Origin of the sequence: Halomonas getboli (genome assembly GCF_023094245.1) — a bacterium.
Lineage (GTDB): Bacteria > Pseudomonadota > Gammaproteobacteria > Pseudomonadales > Halomonadaceae > Halomonas > Halomonas getboli.
In genome coordinates this window covers 220,070-244,592 of the sequence record NZ_JALMEW010000005.1, presented here as the reverse complement: position 1 = coordinate 244,592, position 24,523 = coordinate 220,070, and the positions used below count along the sequence as shown (strand labels likewise).

The window sequence follows — 24,523 nt, the reverse complement described above, 5'->3', positions numbered from 1 at the left end:
GGATGGCGGGGCACCCCGCCCCGCCGCCATCCTCCCGCGCGAGGCCGCCTGCCGAGAGCCTGCCATGAGCGACAAGATACCCCACCGCGACATCACCGACGCCGGCGACACCGTCAGCCAGGCGATGTACGCCCGCCGCCGCCACCTCTACGTGCGCGAGATCAAGGGCGCCTTCCAGCGCCTGCGGCGCGGCGCCAACTGGGCGCTGCTGCTGGCCTACTTCCTGATCCCGTGGATTCCCTGGGGCGATCGTCCGGCGGTATGGTTCGACCTGCCCGGCCGGGAGTTCCACATCTTCGCCGCCACCTTCTATCCCCAGGAGTTCATGCTGCTCTCCTGGCTGCTGATCATCTGCGCCTTCGGCCTGTTCTTCATCACCGTGTTCGCCGGCCGCGTGTGGTGCGGCTACACCTGCCCGCAGAGCGTCTGGACCTTCCTGTTCATCTGGGTCGAGCACCGCCTCGAGGGGCCGCGCAACCGGCGCATCAAGCTCGACAAGCGCGGCTGGGACGCCGACAAGCTGCGCCGCAAGCTCGCCAAGCACGCCGTCTGGCTGGCCATCGCCGCCGCCACCGGACTGACCTTCGTCGGCTACTTCACACCGATTCGCGAGCTGGCGGTGGAACTGCCGACCCTCGGGGCCCACGGCTGGTCGTACTTCTGGGTCGGCTTCTTCACCCTGTTCACCTACCTCAACGCCGGCTGGCTGCGCGAGCAGGTGTGTATCTACATGTGCCCCTACGCGCGCTTCCAGGGCGTGATGTTCGACGCCGACACCCTGATCGTCTCCTACGATACCGCCCGCGGCGAGCCCCGTGGCCCGCGCAGCCGACGCCTCAGCCACGACGAGGCCGTCGAGGCCGGCCACGGCGACTGCATCGACTGCGAGCTGTGCGTGCAGGTCTGCCCCACCGGCATCGACATCCGCGACGGCCTGCAGTACGAATGCATCACCTGCGCCGCCTGCATCGACGCCTGCGACAGCGTCATGGATCGCATGGGCTATCCCCGCGGGCTGATCCGCTATACCACCGAGAACGCCCTCGAGGGCAAGCCCTCGCATCTGCTGCGTCCACGCCTGCTCGGCTATCTGGCGGTGCTGCTGGTGATGATCGGACTGTTCGCCTGGGCGATCGGCGACCGCACCCCGCTGGGCTTCGAGGTCGAGCGCGGCCGCCAGCAGCTGTTCCAGATGACCGACGACGGCAGAATCCGTAACGTCTACACCCTGACCGTGCGCAATCTGGATCGCGAGGATCACGCCTACCGGCTCGCGGCCTCGGGCCTCGAGGGGCTGACCCTCGACACCGACCGGGTCAGCGTGCCCGCCGGCGCCTCGCGTCGGCTGGTGGTCGAGGTCACCGCACCGCCCGCCGCCCTGACACGCCCCAGCCACGAGATCCGACTGCGCCTGGAGGCCATCGACGATCCCGCTATCCGCCTCGAGCGCGACGGGCGCTTCATAGGAGAGACTCGCTGATGACGGCGGAACACGAGACCATCCCGCCCTGGTACAGGCAGTTCTGGCCCTGGTTCATGATCGGCCTGCTGGGCGCCTCGGTGACCTTCAGTCTGGTCTACCTGGCCTTCTCGATTCACTACTTCGACGGCACCGTGGCGGACGACTATTACAAGGAAGGCCTGGCCATCAACCAGCAGATCGCCAAGCAGGAACGGGCCCAGTCGCTGGGGCTCTCGGCCAGCCTGCGCGCCGATCCGACCACCGGCGACCTGGTGATCGACCTGGCCGGCGAGGCACGCCCCGAGCGGCTGACCCTGAGGCTGATCTTCCCCACGGAGAACCACCGCGATCGCCGGCTGACGCTCGAGCACGTGCGCGCCGGGCGCTACGTCACCATGCTCGACGCGCCGCTGCGCCATCGCTGGTACCTGCACCTGGAGCCCGACGACGGCGGCGAGCCCGCCTGGCGCCTGACCGGCGAGGCCCGCTTCCCCAGCGAGGACGAGATCGTCCTGGCGCCCGGCGTCTGAGCGTGCCATGACCGCCACCACCGCGCAGAGCGCTCTCATCGACGCCGCCGCCTGCTACCACTGCGGCGCCTCGGTGCCCGACGACGCCCCCTGGACGCTGACCCTCGACGGCGCCGAGCATCCGCTGTGCTGCCCCGGCTGCGAGGCGGTGGCCCACGCCATCGTCGACGGCGGCCTGGCCGGCTACTACCGCTTTCGCAGCCAACTGCCGTCGCGCCCCGACGACCGCCGCGCCGCGGATGCCGAGACCTGGGCGGTGTTCGACGACCCGGGCCTGCAGGCTCGCTTCGTGCACGCCGATGACGACGGCGGCGTCCATGCCACCCTGGCGGTGGAGGGCATCACCTGCGCGGCCTGCGCCTGGCTGATCGAGCATCGCCTCAACGCCCTCGATGGCGTCGGCGCCAGCGCGGTCAACCTCGCCCAGCACCGGGTCCGGATCGCCTGGGATCCGGACCGCATCGCCTTCTCGCGGCTGCTCGCCGAGCTCGCCGCCATCGGCTATCCGGCCCAGCCCTACGAGCCCGACGAGGCCCAGCGCCGCCTCCACCGCGAGGAGCGACGCCAGATCCGCCGGCTGATCGTGGCCGCGGTGGGCATGATGCAGGTGGCGATGTTCTCGATCCCCTTCTACGTGGCCGGCGACGGCGGCCTGGGCGGCGACTTCGATACCCTCTTCCACTGGCTGGCCTTCGCCCTGACCACGCCGGTGGTGCTCTATTCGGCCCAGCCGTTCTTCGCCGGCGCGCGGCGCGACCTGCGCAACCGCCGGCTGGGCATGGACGTGCCGGTGTCGCTGGCCATCGCCGGCGCCTATCTCGCCAGCAGCTGGGCACTGCTGGTCGGCCACGGCGACGTCTACTTCGACTCCGCGGCCATGTTCACCTTCTTCCTGCTGGCCGGCCGCTTGCTGGAGGTCCGCGCCCGGCGGCGCAGCGGGCGCCGCGGCAACGCCCTGGCCGGGGTGCTGCCGCTGTCGGCGATCCGCCTCGACGCGGGCGGCGAGGAGCACATCCTGCCCGCCAGCGAGCTGGTCGCCGGCGACCGGGTGCTGGTCCGGCCCGGCCACGGCGTGCCCGCCGACGGCGTGATCGAACAGGGCGCCTCGAGCCTCGACGAATCGATGCTCACCGGCGAGGCGCTGCCGGTGACCCGCGGCGTGGGGGACCCGGTGACCGGCGGCAGCCACAACGTCGAGAGCCCGCTGACGGTGCGCGTGACCCGGGCCGGCCACGATGCCCGGGCGGCGCAGCTGCTCGACCTCACCGACCGCGCCTTCGCCGAACGCCCGCGCATCGCGCGCCAGGCCGCCCGGCTGGCGCATCACTTCGTGCTGCAGGTGCTGCTGATCGCCGCCGCCACCGGGCTGGCCTGGTCGTTCATCGACTCCGAGCGGGCCTTCTGGGTGACGCTCTCGGTGCTGGTGGTCAGCTGCCCCTGCGCCCTGGCGCTGGCCACGCCCACCGCCCTGACCGCCGCCCACGGCCGGCTATACCGGCGCGGCGTGCTGCTGACCCGTGCCGACGCCCTGGAGACCCTGCCCCGCCTCGACCGCATGATCTTCGACAAGACCGGCACCCTGACCCGCGGCGAGATCACGCTCGAGCGCACGATCGTGCTGTCCACCACCGACACTCCCGCGCGCCTGACGGCCGTGGCCGCGGCGCTGGAGGCGCATTCCGAGCACCCCATCGCCCGCGCCTTCCGTTCCCATCGCCGCATCGACATCACTGCCCGCGACGTCATCGCCCGTCCCGGCCAGGGCCTCGCCGGCGTGATCGACGGCCGCCCCTGGCGGCTCGGCCGGCCCGACTTCGCGGCCCCGAACGCTCCGGCGAGTCCGGACCATGGCCCCGAGCAAGGCCACTGGCTGCTGCTCGCCGAGGACGGCGAGCCGCGGGCCTGGTTCGCCCTGGGCGACCGGCCCCGGGAGGACGCCGCCGCCACCGTTGCCGCGCTGGCGGCGCGGGGCATCGCGGTGGAACTGCTGTCCGGCGATGCCGAGGCGCCCACCCGGGCGCTGGCCGAGCGGCTGGGCATCGCCGAATGGCGCGCCGGCGCGAGTCCCGAGGGCAAGCTGGCCCGGCTGCGCGCGTGCCAGGCCGAGGGCCAGCGGGTGGCGATGGTCGGCGACGGCATCAACGACGTGCCGGTGCTGGCCGGCGCCGACATCGCCTTCGCCATGAACGGCGCCACCGACCTCGCCCGCACCCGGGCCGACGCCGTGCTGCTCGGCCCGCGCCTGGGGCGGCTGGTCGAGGCCATCGACGTCGGTCGCGCCACCCGCCGCAACATCCGCCAGAACCTGGGCTGGGCACTGGCCTACAACCTGCTGGCCCTGCCGCCGGCGGCGCTCGGCTGGGTGCCGCCCTGGCTGGCGGCGCTGGGCATGTCGGCCAGCTCGCTGGTGGTGGTCGCCAATGCCCTGCGCCTCACGCGCCAGCCGCCGCCCGACATGGCCGCGGATTCCCCCATCAAGGACGCCCCATGAGCATTCTCTACCTGCTGATTCCGCTGTCGCTGATCCTGCTCGGCCTGGCCGTCTGGGCCTTCTTCTGGGCCGTGCAAAACGACCAGTTCGAGGACCTGGAAGGCCCGGCCCACCGCATCCTGTTCGACGATGACGACGCGCTCGACGACGGCCATGACCGACCGTCCACCCCGCCGCGCGACGATCGGGACGCACGATGAGCCCGGATGCCCTCGACCTGCCGCCGCTGGCCGCGGCCTTCGTCTTCGGCCTGCTCGGCGGCGCCCACTGCATCGGCATGTGCGGCGGTATCATGAGCGCCCTGAGCTTCGCCGTGCCGCCGAGCCTGCGGCATCCGGTGCGGCTCGGCGGCCTGCTGCTGGGCTACAACCTCGGGCGCATCGCCAGCTACATGCTCGCCGGCGCCCTGGCCGCCGGGCTCGGCACCCTGATCGGCCTGGCGCCGGGCATTCGCCTGGCGCTGCAGCTGCTGGCCGCGGCGATGCTGATCCTGATGGCGCTCTACATCGCCGACTGGTGGAAGGGGCTGCTGCGGGTCGAGGCGCTCGGCCGACGCCTGTGGCGCCATCTGGAACCGCTCGGTCGACGGCTGATGCCGGTGGTGAGGCTGCCCCAGGCCGTGGCCCTGGGCGCCGTCTGGGGCTGGCTGCCCTGCGGGCTGGTGTACTCGATGCTGACCTGGAGCCTGGCCAGTGCCGACACGGCGCGAGGGGCGTCACTGATGGGCGCTTTCGGGCTCGGCACCCTGCCGGCGCTGCTGGCCACCGGCCTGGCCGCGCGTCGGCTCGGCGCCCTGATCCGTCACCCGGCCACACGCACCCTGGCGGCGCTGGCGATCATCGGCTTCGCCCTGTGGCAGCTGTGGGGCCTGTGGCCGGGCGCGATACCCCACGAGGCCGGCCACGCCGAGCATCACTGAGCCGCTATCGCCGACGCGCTTGACCCAGCGCAACACCGCCCGCCCCCGCGACCGCTAGCCTGACGACATGCACTCCCGGAATCCTGCCATGCCCGTCACCGGCAGCGCCGACTTCGGCGCCGACGACTATGCCGCGGCGCTGAACGCCAGCAACGCTCAGGCCCGTCCGCTGTCACTGCATCTGCGCCTGCCGCTGCGCCACGACGGCGACGTCCGCGTCGATCGCGGCAAGGGCATGGACCCGTTCGAGGTCGACCTGGCCCGACTGGATCGCGAAATGGTGCTGGTGCGTCGCTGCCTGGCGCCGGGACGCCGGCTGGAGGCGCTGCACTGGAGCGGCAGCCTGCCGCCCTGGCTGAGCCTGTCGCGCATGAGCGAGCTGGTCGACCGGCTGGCCTCGCGCTTTCCCTTCGACCCGGGCCGCCAGCGCGACTTCACCGTCGAGCTCGATCCCCGCGCCACGGACATCCTGACCCTGCGCCATCTGGAGGCACTGGGCTTCAACCGCCTGAAGCTGATCGTGCGGCTGCCGGCGGCCGGCCACCTGGACACCCTGACGCGGCTGCAGTCACGCATCGAGCCGCTGCTCGACGAGACCGTGCGCATGGGCTGGCACTCGCTGAACCTGGTGCTGGTGGTGCCCACGCCGACACCGGCCCAGGAGACCGTCGCGCCCCTGGCCGCGCTGCTCACCATGACGCCGCCGCGGATCTCGCTGCGCACGGAGCATCACTGGCAGGAGGGCGAATCGGCGCTGCCGCCGGCGCTGCTGGCCCGGGTCGACGAACGCCTGGTCGAGGCCGGCTATCGAGCACTGGGACGCGGTTCCTACGCCCGTCAGGGCGCCGCCCTGGAGGATGCCCTTGCCCAGGCGCGACGGGAACGGGCCCGCGACCGGCTGGGGCTCGGCACCGGCGCCGTCTCACGGCTGCCCGAGGCCGTGGCCTGCAACGCCTGCGCGCCCCGCGACTACGCCGCGGCGCTGGACGCGGGACGGCTGGCCACCGCCTCCGGACACTGGCGGCACATCGGTCATCTCGGCGCGGGCGCCACCTAAGGATGCTATGCCCTGACCGGGCCTATCCGCCATAATGGGGGAGGCAAGCCCCGATCAAGGAGGACAGCATGCCCGATACCGCAGCCGGCAGGCGCCGCTCACTGCTGCACGAGACCCGCTGCCGGACCTGCAGCCTGAGTTCCCTGTGTCTGCCCCTGGCCCTCGAGTTCGAGGACATCGACCAGTTCGATGCCATCATCCGCCGCCGGCCGCCGCTCAAGAAGGGCGAGTCACTGTTCCGCCAGGACAGCCCCTTCACCAGCGTCTACGCGGTGCGCTCCGGCAGCCTCAAGCAGATCACCAGCGAAGGCGGCGGCACGGAGCAGCTGACCAACTTCTATCTGCCCAGCGAGCTGGTCGGCCTCGACGGCATCGACGAATCCACCTATCCGGGCTCGGTGATCGCGCTCGAGACCACCACCGTGTGCGAGATTCCCTTCGACCGCCTGGACGCTCTCTCCGAGCGCCTGCCGGAGCTCCGCACCCAGCTCTATCGCAGCATGAGCAAGGAGATGCGCGACGATCGCCGCATGATGCGCCTGCTGTCGCGCAAGACCGCCGACCAGCGGCTGGCCACCTTCTTCGCCAGCCTCTCCGACCGTTTCCGGCGCCGCGGCTACTCCCCCTACAGCTTCCGCCTCTCCATGTCACGAGCCGACATCGGCAACTACCTGGGCCTGGCCGTGGAAACCGTCAGCCGCATTCTGGGACGCTTCCAGCAGCAGGGCCTGGTGGCCGTCTCCGGCCGCGAGGTGAATATCCTCGACCTGGACGCCCTGGCCCGGCTGGCCGAGGAAGAGGGCTGCCGCTGACGACTGGAAGCTGGAAAACAGCGTAAAGAGCACCGCCCCCATGGCAAGCGCATGGGGGCGGTTTTGCTTCCCTCTTCCAGGCGCGAAGCGCCGCTCTTCAGGCTTCCCGCTTATAGCTCCTGGTGCAGATCGATGCGATCGGCCTGCATCCTCGCCTGCTTCTCCTCCAGCCCGGCGAAGTCGAACAGATCGCGATCGGCCAGCTGCGAGGGCGCGACGTTGGTCACCGCCTTGAACATGCTCTCCAGGCGGCCGGGGTGCTTGGCTTCCCACTCGGCCAGCATCTCCTTGACCACCTGGCGCTGCAGGTTGGGCTGCGAGCCGCACAGGTTGCAGGGAATGATCGGGAATTCCATCCGACGCGAGAATTCGGCGATGTCGGCCTCGCGGCAGTAGGCCAGCGGGCGGATGACGATGTTCTTGCCGTCGTCGGAGAGCAGCTTGGGCGGCATCGACTTGAGGCTGCCGCCGAAGAACATGTTGAGGAACAGCGTCTCGAGGATGTCCTCGCGATGGTGGCCCAGGGCGATCTTGGTGGCGCCGATCTCCTCGGCGTAGCCGTAGAGGGAGCCGCGACGCAGCCGCGAGCACAGCGCGCAGGTGGTCTTGCCCTCCGGGGTCTTCTCCTTGACCACGGAGTAGGTGTCGCGCTCGAGGATGTGGTAGTCCACGCCGATGCCGTCGAGGTACTCGGGCAGCACATGCTCGGGGAAGCCGGGCTGCTTCTGGTCGAGATTGACCGCCACCAGCGAGAAGTTCACCGGCGCGTTGCGCTGCAGGTTGCGCAGGATCTCCAGCATGGTGTAGCTGTCCTTGCCGCCGGACAGGCACACCATCACCTTGTCGCCCTCGCGAATCATGTCGAAGTCGATGATGGCATTGCCGACCTGGCGCCGCAGCCGCTTCTGCAGCTTGTTGAACTCGCGCTTGGTCTGGGCGTCGGGCGCCTCGGCGGACGGGGTCGACGTCTCGGCCGAAACGGCCTCGTCGAGGGGACGGGGATCGAAGGTCACGGCATCTTGCATGATCGTGGCGCTGCCAGGGCATCGGGGGAATGGAAAGGGCAGCTATCCTACCATCCCGTCGCGAGGCTGGCGACGTGGTGCCCGCTCAGCCACTGCGATGAGCGAGCGCCGCATCGCGATCCAGCCGCAGGTGCATCAGGGCGGTGGTCACGGCGGTGCCCAGCACGCTGTGGCGGCCCATCAGCGGCACCTCGAGCTGCTCGGCGACCCGCTCGAAGGCCGGCGCCACCTCGAGCCGCGAGTGATGGTGATGGCGCTGGTAGCGCTGCACCAGGTCGATGCCGGCGTTGGGCAGCTCGAAGCCGAACCGGGCACGCAGCTGGCGGTTGAGCAGCGCCAGATCGCGATCCAGGCGCCAGCCCACCAGCGGGCGATTGCCGACGAAGTCGAGCAGCCGCGCCAGCGCCTGGTCCATCGACACGCCGTCGTCGAGATCGATGCCGCGCAGGCCATGGCGACGCAGCGCCTCGGCGTCGAGCCCCTTCGGCAGCGCCAGCCTGAGCTCCAGCGACTCGCTGGTCAGCACCCGGTCGCCGCGCAGGCGCACCGCGGCGATGGCCAGCGGCTCGGCGCTGCGCACGTCGCCGCCGGTGGACTGCACGGCCAGCGCCACCAGCTCCTCGCCGGTATAGGGGCGGAACAGCCAGCCATACTGGCCGTGGGCGTGGCGGTGGCGGTCGACCAAGCGGCGAAGCGTCTTGAGCATGTCGATGTCCTTGCGTTGTCACGAGGCGGCGGCCGACGCCTCATGAATACTCGAGATGGTAGCGGTGGGAGATCCGCTGCTTGAAGTCCTTGACGATATGCAGCGCCTCGCGGAGCAGGTCGCGCTCCAGCGACGACAGCGACTGCACCACCACCCGATCGGGCTCGCCGCTCTCGTCGCCGTCGAGGCGCGCCAGCTGCTGCTCGAGGCGCAGCCCGGTAAACAGCGACAGCGCCTCGCCCAGGTCTTCGGCGAAGCGCTCCTCGATCCTGCCGTCGGCGGCCAGGGCGTCGAGGCGCTCCAGGGTGCCGGTGGCGAGGATGCCGCGCTCCAGCGCCATGACCCGCACGCCGTGCACGATGGGGAAGATACCGCCCTTCTTGATGTCGATGCCGTGCTGGGGCTTCTTCAGCGAGCCGAACAGGGTCAGCGGCGTGGAGAAGCGCAGCACCGGCCGGGCGAAATAGGAGAGCAGCAGCTCGTCCTTCGACGCCGCCTCGAACAGCGTCGCCCTCACCCGCTCGAGCAGCGCCGGATTGCCGGCCACCGCGTGGGCGTCGAGCATGATCGCCAGCTTCATCAGGCTGTCGCCGTCGCGGGCCTCGACCCAGCGGGCGATGCGCGCCTTCCACTGGCTCTCGGTGCCGACCCAGTCCGGATTGGAGACCATGATGTTGCCGGGACAGCGCGGGTAGCCCAGCCGGATGAGGGTCTCGGTGAACTCGGCCATGCGTTCCCCGCAGTCGGGCCAGTCGAGGCCGTCGTCGAGGATCAGGCCGTTGTCCTGGTCGGTCTTGAGCATCTGCTCGCCGCGTCCCTCGCTGCCCATCACCATCAGGCAGCTGTCGCGCCGCTGCTGCTCGGGGATCGAGAAGTTCCAGGCCTTGTGGATGATGCGGCCGTTGAGCGCGGCCAGCAGCCCCATGGCAAAGCGCAGCTTGACGCCCTGGGCCATCAGCGCACCGGCCAGCTCCGCACTGCGGCGGCTGGCGGCGGCGAGTTGTTCCAGGTCGCCGGCCTGTTCGACCTGCAGGCTCACCACGTGGCTGCGGCTGGAGAAGTAGCTGAGCACGTCGGTCAGCTCCACCACGCCTACCGGCGCCTCGTCCTCGACGATCACCACCCGCTCGATGCGATGCCGGGTCATCAGCACCAGCACCTCGAACAGGTACTGATCGGGTCGCGCGGTGATCAGCGAGCCCCGCGCCAGCGACGACAGCGGCGCCTGCTGGCCGAGCCCCTCGAGCACCAGGGCATCGAGCAGGTCGGTCTTGGTGACCATGCCCGGCCCGTCCTCTCCCTGCACCAGCAGGCTGTCGACGGCCTCATCGTGGAGCAGGCGCACCGCCTCGGCGATGGTGGTCTCGCCTTCCAGGCAGCGCGGCGGGCGCATGCAGTCCTCGACGCGGGCCAGCATGAAGCCGGCCATGGTCACCCCGCCCGCCGCGCGCTGCTCGGTCAGCAGCCGCGCCTTGTCGGCCAGGCGCTGGCGGAAGAAGGCGTCGAAGGCCGGATAGGCGGCGCACAGCGCGAGGAACTGCGCCCGGGGCAACAGATAGCACAGCGATTCCTGCTCGGCGCGGAAGCGGTAGCGGCTCTGGCCGTTGAGGATGCTGATGGCGCCGAACAGGTCGCCGCCGGTGTAGTGGCCGATGCGCTGACGCTCGCCGGGCTGGGTGGTGTCCAGCTCGGCTACCTCGCCCTTGTGAATGAGGAAGACGTTCTCGCCGGGCTGACCGGCCTCGAGAATGATCTCGTCGCGATCGAAGTAGGCCAGATCGAGCCCACCGCGAACGCGCTCTCGCCCGGCCTCATCGAGCAGGCTGAACGGGGGATGAGAGAGATCGACGTCGATCATGGGAGCGAGTCCTCGTGCCGGGAATCGCCGCCCCAGATCGCGCACACTCGGCGGGCAAGATGCCTCGAGCGTGCCGAACGAACCGGGAGCGACAGGGGCTGGTCTCCAGAGTAGCAAAGCCCCTGTCGCCACCAGAATCTAGACCATGGTGTTAGGCCATTTCGGCGTCATTAGCACTCTATCTTTCCACGTGATACCAAAGTCACATCCCTCTTCGATCAATGCGACAGGCGGCGAAGCATTAGACGTTGGTCACAGCCCTATCCATGTTTCGGAGTCGCGAATAGACCATCGTCCAACTTTTCTCCTCCCGGCGCGTCACTCGACACCTGAAGACTTCGTCAACAATATGATTTAGATCAATAAACTCATCGCCACTTTAATCGCTTTACACTCATGATACGAAAGTCTGCGATGTTTTTTACGACGTTGTTGACCAGCATTGTGAGGGAACTCTGGGTGACGTGAACCCGCCAGGATGCGGTCGCTTCTACCAGACACTTCGTCACCCGAAAATGATGCCGTCGTCCGGTCGCGAGACCCCGGGAAGGAGCGACGGCAAGCCATGCACGCTATGAGTAACTTCCCAGATCCCAACAACAAGTGGAGAGCAATATCATGGCCGAAGAGACCCCCAACGCCGAAGCCTACTGGAAGGCCAACCTGCGATTGATCGCTGGCTGCCTGGTCGTCTGGGCAGCCGTCTCCTATGGCGCTGCCATCCTGCTGCGCCCGCTGCTGTCGGGTATTCCCGTGGGCGGAACCGACCTGGGCTTCTGGTTCGCCCAGCAGGGTTCCATCCTGACCTTCATCGGCCTGATCTTCTTCTACGCCTGGAAGATGAACCGGCTGGACAAGCAATACGGGCTCGGGGAGTAAGCCAGCATGAGTCAATTCGCCATCAACGTGCTATTCGTGGGCGCCTCCTTCGCCCTCTATATTGGCATCGCCATCTGGGCAAAGGCCGGTTCGACCAAGGACTTCTACGTCGCCGGCGGCGGGGTGCATCCGATCACCAACGGCATGGCCATCGGTGCCGACTGGATGTCCGCGGCCTCCTTCATCTCCATGGCCGGCCTGATCGCCGCCGGCGGCTACGCCAACTCCACCTTCCTGATGGGCTGGACCGGCGGCTACGTGCTGCTGGCGATGCTGCTGGCGCCCTATCTGCGCAAGTTCGGCAAGTTCACGGTGCCGGAATTCATCGGTGACCGCTTCTACAGCAAGCAGGCACGCCTGGTCGCGGTGATCTGCCTGATCGTGGCCTCGGTGACCTACGTCATCGGCCAGATGGCCGGTGCCGGCGTGGCCTTCTCGCGCTTCCTCGAGGTGGACGCCACCACCGGCCTGATCATCGCCGCCGTGGTGGTGTTCTTCTACGCGGTGCTGGGCGGCATGAAGGGCATCACCTACACCCAGGTGGCCCAGTACATCGTGCTGATCATCGCCTATACCATTCCGGCGGTGTTCATCTCGCTGGAACTGACCGGCAACCCGATCCCGGCGCTGGGCCTGTTCTCCGAGCACACCCAGTCCGGCATGCCGCTGCTGGCCAAGCTCAACGAGGTGATCACCCAGCTCGGCTTCAACGAGTACACGGCGGACGTGGACAACAAGCTCAACATGGTGCTGTTCACCCTGTCGCTGATGATCGGTACCGCCGGCCTGCCCCACGTCATCATCCGCTTCTTCACCGTGCCCAAGGTCGCCGACGCGCGTTGGTCCGCGGGCTGGGCGCTGGTGTTCATCGGCCTGCTGTACCTGACCGCCCCGGCCGTGGCCTCCATGGCTCGCCTCAACCTGATGACCACCATCTACCCGGACGGCCCGACCGCCGAGCCGATCCAGTACGACGAGCGTCCCAACTGGGTGCGCGAGTGGGAGATCACCGGCCTGATCCAGTACGAGGACAAGAACGGCGACGGCCGCATCCAGCTCTACAACGACTCCGAGGCCTTCGCCCCGACCGCCCAGGAGCGCGGCTGGGAAGGCAACGAACTGGACGTCAACCGCGACATCCTGGTGCTGGCCAACCCCGAGATCGCCAACCTGCCGGGCTGGGTGATCGGCCTGATCGCCGCCGGCGGCCTGGCGGCGGCGCTGTCGACGGCGGCCGGCCTGCTGCTGGCGATCTCCTCGGCGATCAGTCATGACCTGATCAAGGGTTCGATCAACCCCAACATCTCCGAGAAGGGCGAGCTGATGGCGGCCCGGATATCGATGTCGGTAGCGATCATCGTGGCCACCTATCTGGGCGCCAACCCGCCGGGCTTCGCCGCCCAGGTGGTGGCGCTGGCCTTCGGCATCGCCGCCGCCTCGCTGTTCCCGGCGCTGATGATGGGGATCTTCTCCAAGCGGGTGAACAACCACGGCGCCATCGCCGGCATGCTCACCGGCCTGATCTTCACCCTGGTCTACATCTTCGTCTACAAGGGCTGGTTCTTCATTCCGGGCACCAACAACCTGGCGGACACCCCGGACAACTGGGTGATGGGCATCTCGCCGCTGTCCATCGGCGCGGTCGGGGCGATCATCAACTTCGCCGTGGCCTTCACCGTCTCCAAGGCGACCGCACCGCCGCCCAAGGAGATCCAGGACCTGGTCGAGAGCGTTCGCTATCCCAAGGGCGCTGGCACCGCCGTCGACCACTGAGTCATAATCCTCCCGGCGCCCCCGCGGCGCCGGCCCCACTCTCCATGTCGGGCTTCCTTCGGGAAGCCCGACGCGTATCAGGACGACCTAGATGATTTGGCACTTGATTGCGGCGATCGTCGCCGGCCTCGGTGCGGCGGGCATCGCCCTGCTGCTGCGCACGCTCACCGCCAAGCGGCTGCCGCGCTGGATCGTGCCGGCCTTCGCCGGCCTCGGCATGCTGGCCTACCAGATCCACCACGAATACACCTGGTTCGACCACAAGCGCGCGCAGCTGCCCGAGGGGAGCCGGGTGGTTTCCCGCGAGCAGCACCCGGCCTTCTGGCGTCCCTGGACCTATGTGGTGCCGCTGACCACGGCCTTCACGGTGATCGACGAGGATGGGCTGTCGCGCTCCCGCGCCGACGACCAGCCGTTGGTCGAGTTCATCCTCTACCGCTTCGAGATGAGCGCCGCCGACCGGCTCACCCACCGCCCGCAGTTGCTGAACTGCGCCTCCGGCGAGCTGGTGCCGCTCGACGGCGAGGGCGGCCGTCCGCGGACCGAGGCCATGCGCCGGCTCGACGACGGCGACCCGCTGCGCCAGGCGGTCTGCACCGCCGCCTGAGACGCCCTTACCCCGGCCGGCGGATCGCCGGCCTCCCCCATCGAACATGGACAGCCTTCCACCGGGGCTTAGAATGGGCGGGAACCCGAGGGAGATGACCATGTTCGCTGGCTGGCTGCTGATCGCCGTTTCACTGCTCTATATCGCCGTGCTGTTCGCCATCGCCTGGCGCGGCGACCGCATGGCCCGCCGCCACGGCGCCAGCCGCCGCCGGCCGGTGATCTACAGCCTGGCGTTGGCGATCTACTGCACCTCCTGGACCTTCCACGGCGCCGTCGGCCAGGCGGCCACTTCCGGCTGGTCATTCGCCAGCATCTTCGTCGGGCCGATCCTCACGCTGCTGCTGTTCTGGCCGGTGCTGGCCAAGATGATCCGCGTCGCCAAGCACCAGAACGTCACCTCGATCGCCGACTTCATCGCCTCGCGCTACGGCAAGACCCAGTCGCTGGCGGCCTTCGCCAGCCTGGTGGCGCTGATCGGCACCCTGCCCTACATCGTGCTGCAGCTGAAGGCGGTCTCCACCTCGTTCAGCGTGCTGACCGACGCCTCGGACATCACCCGCGCGCCGCTGTTCGGCGACACCGCCTTCTACGTGGCGCTGGTGATGGCGATCTTCGCCATCCTGTTCGGCACCCGCCACACCGACGCCACCGAGCACCACGAGGGGCTGATCCACGCCGTGGCCTTCGAGTCGCTGGTCAAGCTGGTGGCCTTCCTGATCCTCGGCGCCTACGTCACCTGGGGCATGTTCGACGGCCTCGGCGACCTGCTGGCCTTCGCCGACATCCAGCTCGAGCTGCAGCGCCAGCTGGCCCAGCAGGACTTCGGCCAGAGCTTCTGGGCCCAGACCCTGCTGGCGATGCTGGCGATCCTGTGCCTGCCGCGCCAGTTCCACGTCGCGGTGGTGGAGAACATCCACCGCGACGACGCCGCCAAGGCCCGCTGGCTGTTTCCGCTCTATCTGGCGGCCTTCGCCTTCTTCGTGCTGCCACTGGCCGCCGCCGGCCTGACCCTGTTCGCCGACGGCAGCGTCGATCCCGACAGCTACGTGCTGGCCCTGCCGATGGCCGCGGGCAGCGAGTGGCTGGCGCTGTTGACCTTCATCGGCGGCTTCTCGGCCTCCACCGGCATGGTGATCGTGGCCGCGGTGGCGGTGTCGATCATGATCTCCAACGAGATCGTCATCCCGCTGCTGTTCCGGCTGCGCTGGTTCGACACCAAGGCCCGCGACTACGGCCGGCTGGTGCTGCGCGCCCGGCGCATCACCATCGCCGCGATCCTGGCGCTGGCCTACGGCACCTATCAGCTGATCGGCGACTTCAGCTCGCTGGCCTCGATCGGCATGCTGTCGTTCGCCGCCGCCGCCCAGTTCGCCCCGGCGCTGATCGGCGGCCTCTACTGGAAGCGCGGCAATCGCCTGGGGGTCATCGTCGGCATGAACGCCGGCTTCGCCATCTGGGCCTACAGCCTGCTGATGCCGGCGATGATCGGCGCCGGCGTGCTGCCTCAGGCCTGGCTCGACGGCGGCCCGCTGCATATCGGCTGGCTGTCGCCGACCTCGCTGTTCGGCCTCAACGTCGGCGACGGTTTCACCCACGGCGTGATGCTGTCGCTGGGCGTCAACCTGGTCAGCTACATCTTCGTCTCCCAGATGACGCCCCAGCGGGTGGTGGAGCGCATCCAGGCCTCGCTGTTCGTCGACAGCGTCGAGACCCGCCAGACCTCGGTGAATCGCCCCTGGACCGGCGCCACCACGGTGGGCGATCTCAAGGTGCTGTGCCAGCGCTTCCTCAGCGCCGACCAGGTCGGCCGCGCCTTCGACGACTACGCCCGGCGCAACGGCACGCCGCTCGATGACCACGCCCGCGCCTCGATCGATGTCATCCAGTTCACCGAGCGTTTCCTGGCCTCGGTACTCGGCGCCTCCTCGGCGCGCATCGTGGTCAACTCGGCGCTGCAGGGCCGCGGCATCGGCATCTCCGACGTGATCTCGATCGTCGACGAGGCCTCCCAGGTGCTGGAGTTCAACCGCGCCCTGCTCCAGGCCACCATCGAGAACATCAACCAGGGCATCAGCGTGGTCGACCAGAACCTGCGGCTGGTGGTATGGAACCAGCGCTACCTGGAGCTGTTCCGCTTCCCCGACCACCTGATCCGGGTCGGCGCGCCGATCGACCGCATCTTCCGCTACAACGCCCACAACGGCGAGTACGGCCCCGGCGATCCCGAGGAGCACGTGCAGCTGCTGCTCGACAACATCCGCGAGGGCCAGCCGCACCGCTACGTGCGCTATCGCCAGGACGGCAGCGTGCTGGAGGTCCAGGGCAACCCGATGCCCGGCGGCGGCTTCGTCTACACCTATCAGGACATCACCCAGCAGAAGCGCACCGAGGAGGCGCTGATCCGCTCGGAGAACAACATCCGCATCTACACCGACAACGTGCCGGCGCTGATCGCCTACTTCGACAAGGACTGCCGCTACCTCTTCACCAACCGCGCCTACGAGCAGGCCTTCTCCATCGACCGCAACGCGGTGATCGGTCGGCCTCTCCACGAGGTGCTCTCCACGCCCATGCATCGCGAGCGCGCGCCCTGGATCGAGCGTGCCCTGGACGGCGAGCGGGTCAGCTTCGAGGTCTCGCTGCGGCTGACCGAAGGCATCCGCTACATGCTGGTCACCTACACCCCGCACTTCGGCGACAGCGGCGCGATCCTCGGCTTCTTCGCCCTCTATCAGGACATCACCGAGCGCCGTCGCGCCGAGATCGCGCTCAAGGAGACCAACGAGACCCTGGAGGAGCGCGTGCGCGAGCGCACCCAGGCGCTGTCCGAGGCCAACGCCGCCCTGCGCCAGGAGAACCGGGTGCGCGCCGAGGCCGAGCAGGCGCTGCGCCAGGCCAAGCAGGTCGCCGAGGACGCCAACGCCTCCAAGACGCGCTTCCTGGCCGCGGCCAGCCACGACCTGCTGCAGCCGCTCAACGCCGCGCGCCTGTTCACCTCGGCGCTGTCCCAAGAGATGCAGGCCGACGAGATGCGCCGCACTATCGGCCATATCGACAACTCGCTGCAGGCCGCCGAGGAGCTGCTCGGCACCCTGCTCGACATCTCCAAGCTCGACGCCGGGGCGCTGACCCCGCGGCGCAGCCACTTCGCCCTGGCCGACGTCTTCCGCCCGCTGCGCGCCGAGTTCGAGGTCATGGCCGAGGACCGCGGCCTCGACCTGGTGGTGGTGCCCACCCGCCAGTGGGTCGACAGCGACGCCCAGATGCTGCGGCGCATCGTGCAGAACTTCCTGTCGAATGCCATCCGCTACACCCAGGAGGGCCGGGTGATGCTGGGCTGCCGGCGCCAGGGCGAGCGGCTGTCGATCGAGGTCTGGGACTCCGGCCCCGGCATCCCCGAGGCCAAGCAGGCCGAGATCTTCCAGGAGTTCCGCCGCCTCGACCAGACCTCGCGCCACAAAGAGAGCGAGAAGGGCCTGGGCCTGGGGCTGTCGATCGCCGACCGCATGGCCCGGGTGCTCGATCACCCGATCCGGGTGCGCTCCTGGGAGGGCGTCGGCACCGTGTTCTCGGTCAGCGTGCCGGCGGTGGCCGCCCGCGAGGAGGAGCGCCGCGAGGAGTCACGTCCCAAGCGCGCCGGCAACAAGCTGGCCGGCAAGCGCATCCTGTGCATCGACAACGAGTCGCTGATCCTCGAGGGCATGAAGGCGATGCTCTCCGGCTGGGGCTGCGAGGTCTTCACCGCCACCTCGATCGGCGGCGCCAAGTCGGTGCTGCGCCACCTGGACGCCGACCCCGACGCCATCCTGGCCGACTATCACCTGGACAACGAGGTCACCGGGCTGATGGCCATGGAGGCGCTCGGCGAACGCCTCGAGGGCGCGGTGCCGGGCATCGTCATCACCGCCGACCGCACCGAGGAGGTCGCCGAGGAGATCAAGCGCGGCGGCTACCAGCTGCTGCTCAAGCCGGTGCGCCCCGCCGCCCTGCGCGCGCTGCTGACCCGCACCCTGCAGGCCAGCCGCGCCGCCTCTCATCAGAGCTGATCGACACGCCAGTCGAGGACACGAATAAACGCCGGCGGGGCCGAATTAACGGGCCCGCCGGCGTTTTTCGTCGCGTCGTTCGACGCTTCCCGAATCCTCAGTCCTTCTTGACCGGGCCGGCCAGGTAGACCTCGTCCGAGACCGCTTCCATCCAGGTCACCGGGCTGCCGTTCTCGGCTTCCTGCACGGCGACGTGCTGCATGGCGGTGGTGTCGGTGGCACCGTGCCAGTGGCAACGTCCGCAGTTGCAGTAGATGATGTCGCCGGGGCGGATCTCGGTCTTCGGCCCGCCCTCGCACTGGGTCCAGCCCACGCCGTCGGTAACCAGCAGCATCTGGCCCAGCGGGTGGGTGTGCCAATTGGTACGGGCACCCGGCTCGAAGTTGACGACGGCCATGCCCAGACGGGAGGGCGCCGGCGCGTTGAAGATCTTGTCGATGCGGACGGTGCCGGTGAACCAGTCGCTCGGCCCCTTGATGGCCTCAACGGAACCGGCGCGCTGGACCAGCATGTCCTCGGATGATTCGCTCATGACACTCTCCTGTGGGGTGGTGGCGTTGACCGATACCAAAGTAGCAGAGCGATATTAGCGGTACTATGTGGCAAATGCTGAACGCAGTATGAAGTGAGACTTCACAATGGCAGGACAACGACTGGACGATCTGGCGGTCTTCGTGACCGTGGGCCGCGAGGGCAACTTCACCCGGGCGGCGGCGCACCTCGGGGTCTCGCCCTCGGCAGTGAGCCAGACGGTGCGCGGGCTGGAGGAGCGCCTCGGCGTGCGTCTGCTGACCCGGACCACGCGCAGCGTCACCCGCACCGAGGCCGGCGACAAGCTGCTGCGCGAGATCGCCCCGCTGCTCGACGAGATCGACGCCCACGTCACCGCCGTGGCCGAGCTGCGCGAGCGCCCGTCGGGCACGGTGCGCATCACCGCCGACGAGTTCGCCACCCGCCACATCCTGTGGCCGCGGCTGCTGCCGCTGTTAGAGACCTATCCCGAGCTCACCGTCGAGCTGACCACCGACTACGGGCTGACCGACATCGCCGCCGAGCGCTTCGACGCCGGCGTGCGCCTCGGCGGCATCATCGACGCCGACATGATCGCGGTGCCGATCGGCCCGCCGATGCGCATGGTCACCGTGGCCGCGCCGGCCTATCGCGAACGCCACGGCACGCCACCGACGCCGGAAGCCCTGACCGCGCACCGCTGCATCAACCTGCGCCTGCCGACCCACAGCGGCCTCTACGCCTGGGAGTTCGGCAGCGGCGAGCAGGAGTCACGGGTACGGGTGAGCGGCCCGCTGATCATGAACAGCGTGGTGCAGATCCTCGACGCCTGCCTCGCCGGCGCCGGGCTGGCACAGCTGCCGGACGGCCTGGTGGCGCCGCACCTCGCGCGCGGCGAGCTCGAGGAGGTACTGGCCGAATGGTCCGAGCCGTTCGAGGGCTACCACCTCTACTACCCCAGCCGGCGCCAGCAGACGGCGGCCTTCCGGGTGGTGCTTGAGACCCTGCGCCTCGGCGCCTGACACCCGGCCCTCGTGGGAACTGCCCCGCGATAGCCCACGACGATCATGACGTCGAACAGACTCTATTGGGCAGGCAACGGCGCCCGGTTTAACCTGAGGATGAGCCATTAACCTCGGTTAACAAGAGCCACGCCGATGCTTCCCGCCATTTCCAACGACACGGTCCGCGCCAAGGCGGCCCACACCCTTAGCGGCCAGCGCCGCCGCTGGGGCTGGACGGCCTTCTTCGGGCCGGCGCTGATCGCCGCCGTGGCCTACGTCGACCCCGGCAACTTCGCCACCAACATCGAGGCCGGCTCGCGCTACGGCTATGCGCTGCTGTGGGTGGTGCTCGGCGCCAACCTGATGGCGATGCTGATCCAGACCCTGTCGGCGCGGCTGGGGCTGGCCACCGGCCGCAACCTGGCCGAGGTGATCCGCGAGCGCTACCCGCGTCCGGTGGTGTGGGTCTACTGGGTCCAGGCCGAGATCGTCGCCATCGCCACCGACCTGGCCGAGTTCCTCGGTGCCGCCCTGGCCTTCAACCTGCTGTTCGGCCTGTCACTGGTCGAGGGCGCGCTGCTGACCGGAGCCATCACCTATCTGGCGCTGCTGATGCATCGTCAGGGCTTCCGGCTGATGGAGCTCGTCATCGGCGCCATGATCCTGGCCATCGCCAGCGGTTTCCTGCTGGAGATGATCCTCGCCCCGCCCCAGGCCGCGCCGTTGCTCCAGGGCCTGCTGGTGCCAGGCTTCCCCGACGGCTACGCCCTCTATCTCGCCGCCGGCATCCTCGGCGCCACGGTGATGCCCCACGTCATCTACCTGCACTCGGCGCTGTCTCAGAACCGCATCCGGGCGCGCAACGACGGCGAGCGCCGGCGGCTGATGCGCTACTACCGGCTCGACGTCATCGTCGGCATGGCCATCGCCGGGCTGGTCAACCTGAGCATGCTGGCGCTGGCCGCCTCGGTGTTCCACGCCCAGGGGCGGACCGATGTCGCCACCATCAGCGACAGCTACCGGCTGCTGGCGCCGATGATGGGCCAGGAGCTGGCCAGCCATCTGTTCGGGCTGGCGCTGCTGCTGGCGGGGCTCTCCTCGTCGATCGTCGGCACCCTGTCGGGCCAGGTGATCATGCAGGGCTTCGTGCGCTTCACCATCCCGCTGTGGCTGCGCCGCCTGATCACCATGGTGCCGGCGCTGGCGGTGATCCTGATGGGCATCTCCGAGCAGAAGGCGCTGGTGGCCAGCCAGGTGATCCTGAGCTTCGGCATTCCCTTCGCGCTGATCCCGCTGCTGTGCTTCACCGCCAACCGCCGGCTGATGGGGAACCTGGTCAACGGCCGCACCGTCACGGTCGTGGGCGGCGCGATCTGCGCGCTGATCATCGCCCTTAACGGCTACGTGCTGTTCTTCACCCTGTTCGGCGAGGGATAAGCCATCATGACCCCACTGCCCAAGCACGCCGCCTTCGAGCGCGTCCGCCAGGACCACCAGCGCGAGCTGGTCGAGGACTACGTCGAGGAGATCGCCCACCTGCATGCCCGCCACGGCGAGGCCCGCGCCGGCGACCTGGCCGCCTGCTTCGGCGTCAGCAGCGCCGCCGTCTCCAAGGTGGTGGCCAGGCTTCGCCGCGACGGCCTGGTCATCGCCCGCCCCTATCGCGGCATCTTCCTGACGCCGGACGGCGAGACCATGGCCGAGCGAGTCGCCGCCCGCCACCGGGTGGTGCTGGCGACCCTGCGTCGGCTGGGCGTGCCCGAGGAGGTCGCCCGCGCCGACTCGGAGGGCATCGAGCACCACTGCAGCGAGGAGACGGTGGCCGCCATGCGCCGCTTCCTCGGCCAGGACACCGACGACTGACGCCGACGCGGCACCTTCGAGCCCTTGAAACGACGCCGCCCCGCAAAAAGCGGGGCGGCGTTTCTATATTGCACGAGCCTCGAGCGAGGACGCTCCTCGGGGCGGTTCCCGCTCCCTCAAGACTGCTCGACCTTGGGCGGCTCGACCTCGAGCTTCTGGGCGGCGATCACCGCCTGGGTGCGGGAATGCACGCCGAGCTTGCGCAGGATGGCGGTGACGTGGGCCTTGATGGTGGCCTCGGAGACGTTGAGCTCGTAGGCGATCTGCTTGTTGAGCAGGCCCTCGGTGAGCATGTTGAGCACCCGGAACTGCTGGGGCGTCAGCGAGGCGATCGCCTCGGCGAAGCGCGCCTCCTCCTCGTCGGCCTCGCCCAGCGCATCGGCCATCTCCTCGGGCAGCCACACCTCGCCGTCGAGGATCTCGCCTACCGCCTCGGCGATCAGCGCCAGCGACGAGGACTTGGGAATGAAGCCGGAGGCGCCGTAGTCGATGGCGCGGCGCACCACGTGCAGCTCGTCGCTGCCCGAGACCACCGCCACCGGGATGTCCGGCGTCTGGCCACGCAGCTGGATCAGCCCGGAAAAGCCGTGGGCGCCGGGCATGTGCAGGTCGAGCAGGATCAGATCGGCGTCCGGATGCCGGGTGACGACCTCGGTGGTGGCCTCCATGGTATCGGACTCGACGATCTCGGCCTGGGGGGCGACCTGGCGCAGCGCCTGGGTCAGGGCCGCGCGGAACAGCGGATGATCGTCGGCGACGATGAACTTCTGGGCAAAGGCCATGGATTCTCCTCCGGATCCGAGAGCAGCGGGGGCCGTCCGCCGCCTGCGGGACGCAGTGTTTATTATCGGCATGTTACCCCATGGTCGAGGAGATGCCCAAGCGATCGTCGCCACCTTGTCGACAATCTTCCCCGCGCCATGAAGAAGCCGGCCCCGAAGGCCGGCTTGCAGGATTGTAAGGCTCTACGAGAGAACCGTCATCAACGATTGGCGCGATGCTCGATCAGGTCGTCGACCACCGACGGATCGGCCAGGGTGCTGGTGTCGCCCAGGCCGTCGCACTCGTTGGCGGCGATCTTGCGCAGGATGCGGCGCATGATCTTGCCCGAGCGGGTCTTGGGCAGCCCCGGCGCCCACTGGATGACGTCCGGCGAGGCGATCGGCCCGATGTCCTTGCGCACCCACTGGGTGAGCTCCTTCTTGAGCTCGTCGCTGGGCTCCACGTCGTCGGCCAGGGTCACGTAGATGTAGATGCCCTGCCCCTTGATGTCGTGGGGGAAGCCGACCACGGCGGCCTCGGCCACCGACTCGTGGGCCACCAGCGAGGACTCGATCTCGGCGGTGCCCATGCGGTGGCCGGAGACGTTGAGCACGTCGTCGACGCGGCCGGTGATCCAGTAGTAGCCGTCCTCGTCACGGCGGCAGCCGTCGCCGGTGAAGTACATGCCCTTGTAGGTGGTGAAGTAGGTCTGCAGGAAGCGCTCGTGGTTGTTCCAGATCGAGCGCGCCTGGCCCGGCCAGGCGTCGAGCATCACCAGGTTGCCCTCGGTGGCGCCCTCGAGGATGTTGCCCTCGTTGTCGACCAGCGCCGGCTGCACGCCGAAAAACGGCAGGGTGGCGGAGCCGGGCTTGAGATCGGTGGCGCCCGGCAGCGGCGCGATCATGATGCCGCCGGTCTCGGTCTGCCACCAGGTATCGACGATCGGGCAGCGCTGCTTGCCGATCACGCGATGGAACCACTCCCAGGCCTCGGGGTTGATCGGCTCGCCGACCGAGCCCAGCAGGCGCAGGCTGTCGCGGGAGCTGGAGTCCATGACGTTGTCGCCGTGGGCCATCAGCGCGCGCACCGCGGTGGGCGCGGTGTAGAGGATGTTGACCTTGTGCTTGTCGACGATCTCGCCCATGCGGCCGTTGGTCGGGTAGCTGGGCACGCCCTCGAACATCAGGGTGGTGGCGCCGTTGGCCAGCGGTCCGTAGACGATGTAGCTGTGGCCGGTCACCCAGCCCACGTCGGCAGTGCACCAGTAGATGTCGCCGTCGTGGTAGTCGAACACGTAGCGATGGGTCAGGGCCGCGTGCAGCAGGTAGCCGCCGGTGGTGTGCTTGAGGCCCTTGGGCGCGCCGGTGGAGCCGGAGGTATAGAGGATGAACAGCGGATCCTCGGCGCCCATCTCCTCGGCCGGACAGTCGGTGGACTGCGGGTCGACCTGCTCGTGGAACCACAGGTCGCGGCCCTCGTGCCAGTCGATCTCGCCGCCGGTGCGCTGGACCACCAGCACCTTCTCGCAGACGTCACTGCCCTCGCGGGTCAGGGCGGCGTCGACGTTGTCCTTGAGCGGCACCTGCTTGCCGCCGCGCACGGATTCGTCGGCGGTGATCACCACCTTGGAGCCGGCGTCCTTCACGCGCTGGGCCAGGGCGTCCGGCGAGAAGCCGCCGAACACCACCGAGTGCACCGCGCCGATGCGAGCGCAGGCCAGCATGGCCATGGCGGCCTCGGGAATCATCGGCATGTAGAGGGTGACGGTATCGCCGCGCTTCACGCCCATGCCCTTGAGGGCGTTGGCCAGCTGACAGGTGCGCTCGTGCAGCTGACGATAGGTCAGGGTCTTGGAATCCTTGGGATCGTCGCCTTCCCAGATGATCGCGGTCTGGTCGCCGCGGGTCTCGAGGTGGCGATCCAGGCAGTTGCTGCTGACGTTGAGGCGACCATCCTCGAACCAGCGGATGTCGACGTTGTGGGTGTCGAAGACGGTGTGCTTGATCTTGGTTGGCGCCTTGAACCAGTCGAGGCACTCGGCCTGCTCGGCCCAGAAGCCCTCCGGATCGTCCAGCGAGCGCTGGTACATGGCCTGGTAGGTGGCCTTGTCGGCCCAGGCCTTGGCGGCGAAGTCATCGGGTACCGGATAGACGTGCGGTTGATCACTCATGGAGTTGCCTCTGTCCTCGGGGTGGTCCCTTCAGGTTGACGATGCCG

20 protein-coding genes are annotated in these 24,523 nt (G+C 68.9%); 14 read left to right on the top strand and 6 right to left on the bottom strand.

Annotation, left to right across the window (positions count from 1 at the left end; all coding sequences use genetic code 11):
- Positions 1–64: 64 nt before the first annotated feature.
- From ccoG to fnr, 7 genes are all read left to right on the top strand, one after another.
- Positions 65–1,480 carry a cytochrome c oxidase accessory protein CcoG gene (gene ccoG / locus MYL53_RS12305; protein WP_247854252.1) on the top strand — a complete coding sequence of 472 codons (1,416 nt, stop codon included), beginning with the start codon at positions 65–67 and terminating at the stop codon, positions 1,478–1,480.
- Entirely contained in the window at positions 1,480–1,992 is a 513-nt protein-coding gene (locus MYL53_RS12300) for a FixH family protein (RefSeq protein WP_247854251.1), read from the top strand. The genes ccoG and MYL53_RS12300 overlap by 1 nt, the downstream gene beginning before the upstream one ends.
- A 7-nt stretch (positions 1,993–1,999) precedes the next feature.
- Complete coding sequence (locus tag MYL53_RS12295) at positions 2,000–4,483, top strand: heavy metal translocating P-type ATPase (protein ID WP_247854250.1); 2,484 nt, start codon at positions 2,000–2,002, stop codon at positions 4,481–4,483.
- The gene (gene ccoS / locus MYL53_RS12290) at positions 4,480–4,683 is read left to right on the top strand and encodes a cbb3-type cytochrome oxidase assembly protein CcoS (protein WP_247854249.1); all 204 of its coding nucleotides are present in this window, start codon (positions 4,480–4,482) and stop codon (positions 4,681–4,683) included. Before MYL53_RS12295 ends, ccoS begins: the two co-directional genes overlap by 4 nt.
- The gene (locus tag MYL53_RS12285; protein ID WP_247854248.1) at positions 4,680–5,402 is read left to right on the top strand and encodes a sulfite exporter TauE/SafE family protein; all 723 of its coding nucleotides are present in this window, start codon (positions 4,680–4,682) and stop codon (positions 5,400–5,402) included. Before ccoS ends, MYL53_RS12285 begins: the two co-directional genes overlap by 4 nt.
- A gap of 88 nt (positions 5,403–5,490) precedes the next feature.
- Complete coding sequence (locus tag MYL53_RS12280) at positions 5,491–6,459, top strand: oxygen-independent coproporphyrinogen III oxidase (protein ID WP_247854247.1); 969 nt, start codon at positions 5,491–5,493, stop codon at positions 6,457–6,459.
- 68 nt (positions 6,460–6,527) lie between these two features.
- A complete protein-coding gene (fnr, locus tag MYL53_RS12275; protein ID WP_247854246.1) occupies positions 6,528–7,271 on the top strand; it encodes a fumarate/nitrate reduction transcriptional regulator Fnr in 744 nt (247 codons plus the stop codon).
- A 110-nt stretch (positions 7,272–7,381) separates the two neighbouring features.
- On the opposite strand, the gene ttcA is transcribed toward fnr, so the two are convergent.
- The 3 genes from ttcA to MYL53_RS12260 form a co-directional block, all read right to left on the bottom strand.
- Positions 7,382–8,296: a tRNA 2-thiocytidine(32) synthetase TtcA gene (gene ttcA, locus MYL53_RS12270; protein WP_247854245.1), complete on the bottom strand. Its 915-nt coding sequence runs from the start codon at positions 8,294–8,296 to the stop codon at positions 7,382–7,384.
- A gap of 85 nt (positions 8,297–8,381) precedes the next feature.
- Positions 8,382–9,002 (bottom strand): 3'-5' exonuclease family protein, encoded by a 621-nt coding sequence (locus MYL53_RS12265; RefSeq protein ID WP_247854244.1) that lies wholly within the window; start codon positions 9,000–9,002, stop codon positions 8,382–8,384.
- A gap of 40 nt (positions 9,003–9,042) precedes the next feature.
- Entirely contained in the window at positions 9,043–10,860 is a 1,818-nt protein-coding gene (locus MYL53_RS12260; RefSeq protein WP_247854243.1) for a putative nucleotidyltransferase substrate binding domain-containing protein, read from the bottom strand.
- A gap of 618 nt (positions 10,861–11,478) precedes the next feature.
- On the opposite strand from MYL53_RS12260, the gene MYL53_RS12255 reads away from it, so the two are divergent.
- The 4 genes from MYL53_RS12255 to MYL53_RS12240 all read left to right on the top strand — a co-directional run bounded on the left by MYL53_RS12255 (position 11,479) and on the right by MYL53_RS12240 (position 18,167).
- Positions 11,479–11,739: a DUF4212 domain-containing protein gene (locus MYL53_RS12255; protein ID WP_247854242.1), complete on the top strand. Its 261-nt coding sequence runs from the start codon at positions 11,479–11,481 to the stop codon at positions 11,737–11,739.
- A gap of 6 nt (positions 11,740–11,745) precedes the next feature.
- Positions 11,746–13,512, top strand: coding sequence for a sodium:solute symporter family protein (locus tag MYL53_RS12250; protein WP_247854241.1), 1,767 nt, complete (start codon positions 11,746–11,748; stop codon positions 13,510–13,512).
- A 91-nt stretch (positions 13,513–13,603) separates the two neighbouring features.
- Positions 13,604–14,119: a hypothetical protein gene (locus MYL53_RS12245; RefSeq protein ID WP_247854240.1), complete on the top strand. Its 516-nt coding sequence runs from the start codon at positions 13,604–13,606 to the stop codon at positions 14,117–14,119.
- Positions 14,120–14,219: 100 nt separating this feature from the next.
- Positions 14,220–18,167: a hybrid sensor histidine kinase/response regulator gene (locus MYL53_RS12240; protein WP_247854239.1), complete on the top strand. Its 3,948-nt coding sequence runs from the start codon at positions 14,220–14,222 to the stop codon at positions 18,165–18,167.
- 97 nt (positions 18,168–18,264) lie between these two features.
- On the opposite strand, the gene MYL53_RS12235 is transcribed toward MYL53_RS12240, so the two are convergent.
- Positions 18,265–18,699 carry a (R)-mandelonitrile lyase gene (locus MYL53_RS12235; RefSeq protein ID WP_247854238.1) on the bottom strand — a complete coding sequence of 145 codons (435 nt, stop codon included), beginning with the start codon at positions 18,697–18,699 and terminating at the stop codon, positions 18,265–18,267.
- Between the two features lie 106 nt (positions 18,700–18,805).
- Between MYL53_RS12235 and MYL53_RS12230 the strand changes: the two genes are divergently transcribed.
- The 3 genes from MYL53_RS12230 (at position 18,806) to mntR (ending at position 21,544) form a co-directional block, all read left to right on the top strand.
- Positions 18,806–19,699, top strand: coding sequence for a LysR family transcriptional regulator (locus MYL53_RS12230; RefSeq protein WP_247854237.1), 894 nt, complete (start codon positions 18,806–18,808; stop codon positions 19,697–19,699).
- 135 nt (positions 19,700–19,834) lie between these two features.
- Entirely contained in the window at positions 19,835–21,118 is a 1,284-nt protein-coding gene (locus MYL53_RS12225; protein ID WP_247854236.1) for an Nramp family divalent metal transporter, read from the top strand.
- A 6-nt stretch (positions 21,119–21,124) separates the two neighbouring features.
- Positions 21,125–21,544 carry a manganese-binding transcriptional regulator MntR gene (mntR, locus tag MYL53_RS12220; RefSeq protein ID WP_247854235.1) on the top strand — a complete coding sequence of 140 codons (420 nt, stop codon included), beginning with the start codon at positions 21,125–21,127 and terminating at the stop codon, positions 21,542–21,544.
- 116 nt (positions 21,545–21,660) lie between these two features.
- Here mntR and MYL53_RS12215 read toward each other — a convergent pair whose 3' ends face one another.
- Entirely contained in the window at positions 21,661–22,326 is a 666-nt protein-coding gene (locus tag MYL53_RS12215) for a LuxR C-terminal-related transcriptional regulator (RefSeq protein ID WP_247854234.1), read from the bottom strand.
- A gap of 200 nt (positions 22,327–22,526) precedes the next feature.
- Positions 22,527–24,476: an acetate--CoA ligase gene (gene acs / locus MYL53_RS12210; protein WP_247854233.1), complete on the bottom strand. Its 1,950-nt coding sequence runs from the start codon at positions 24,474–24,476 to the stop codon at positions 22,527–22,529.
- Positions 24,477–24,523: the final 47 nt, after the last annotated feature.

What these genes read in the sequence shown, in the direction of transcription:
- ccoG (WP_247854252.1), top strand. Translation starts at nt 65, where the DNA reads ATGAGCGACAAGATACCCCACCGCGACATCACCGACGCCGGCGACACC.
- MYL53_RS12300 (WP_247854251.1), top strand. Translation starts at nt 1,480, where the DNA reads ATGACGGCGGAACACGAGACCATCCCGCCCTGGTACAGGCAGTTCTGG.
- MYL53_RS12295 (WP_247854250.1), top strand. Translation starts at nt 2,000, where the DNA reads ATGACCGCCACCACCGCGCAGAGCGCTCTCATCGACGCCGCCGCCTGC.
- ccoS (WP_247854249.1), top strand. Translation starts at nt 4,480, where the DNA reads ATGAGCATTCTCTACCTGCTGATTCCGCTGTCGCTGATCCTGCTCGGC.
- MYL53_RS12285 (WP_247854248.1), top strand. Translation starts at nt 4,680, where the DNA reads ATGAGCCCGGATGCCCTCGACCTGCCGCCGCTGGCCGCGGCCTTCGTC.
- MYL53_RS12280 (WP_247854247.1), top strand. Translation starts at nt 5,491, where the DNA reads ATGCCCGTCACCGGCAGCGCCGACTTCGGCGCCGACGACTATGCCGCG.
- fnr (WP_247854246.1), top strand. Translation starts at nt 6,528, where the DNA reads ATGCCCGATACCGCAGCCGGCAGGCGCCGCTCACTGCTGCACGAGACC.
- ttcA (WP_247854245.1), bottom strand. Translation starts at nt 8,296, where the DNA reads ATGCAAGATGCCGTGACCTTCGATCCCCGTCCCCTCGACGAGGCCGTT.
- MYL53_RS12265 (WP_247854244.1), bottom strand. Translation starts at nt 9,002, where the DNA reads ATGCTCAAGACGCTTCGCCGCTTGGTCGACCGCCACCGCCACGCCCAC.
- MYL53_RS12260 (WP_247854243.1), bottom strand. Translation starts at nt 10,860, where the DNA reads ATGATCGACGTCGATCTCTCTCATCCCCCGTTCAGCCTGCTCGATGAG.
- MYL53_RS12255 (WP_247854242.1), top strand. Translation starts at nt 11,479, where the DNA reads ATGGCCGAAGAGACCCCCAACGCCGAAGCCTACTGGAAGGCCAACCTG.
- MYL53_RS12250 (WP_247854241.1), top strand. Translation starts at nt 11,746, where the DNA reads ATGAGTCAATTCGCCATCAACGTGCTATTCGTGGGCGCCTCCTTCGCC.
- MYL53_RS12245 (WP_247854240.1), top strand. Translation starts at nt 13,604, where the DNA reads ATGATTTGGCACTTGATTGCGGCGATCGTCGCCGGCCTCGGTGCGGCG.
- MYL53_RS12240 (WP_247854239.1), top strand. Translation starts at nt 14,220, where the DNA reads ATGTTCGCTGGCTGGCTGCTGATCGCCGTTTCACTGCTCTATATCGCC.
- MYL53_RS12235 (WP_247854238.1), bottom strand. Translation starts at nt 18,699, where the DNA reads ATGAGCGAATCATCCGAGGACATGCTGGTCCAGCGCGCCGGTTCCGTT.
- MYL53_RS12230 (WP_247854237.1), top strand. Translation starts at nt 18,806, where the DNA reads ATGGCAGGACAACGACTGGACGATCTGGCGGTCTTCGTGACCGTGGGC.
- MYL53_RS12225 (WP_247854236.1), top strand. Translation starts at nt 19,835, where the DNA reads ATGCTTCCCGCCATTTCCAACGACACGGTCCGCGCCAAGGCGGCCCAC.
- mntR (WP_247854235.1), top strand. Translation starts at nt 21,125, where the DNA reads ATGACCCCACTGCCCAAGCACGCCGCCTTCGAGCGCGTCCGCCAGGAC.
- MYL53_RS12215 (WP_247854234.1), bottom strand. Translation starts at nt 22,326, where the DNA reads ATGGCCTTTGCCCAGAAGTTCATCGTCGCCGACGATCATCCGCTGTTC.
- acs (WP_247854233.1), bottom strand. Translation starts at nt 24,476, where the DNA reads ATGAGTGATCAACCGCACGTCTATCCGGTACCCGATGACTTCGCCGCC.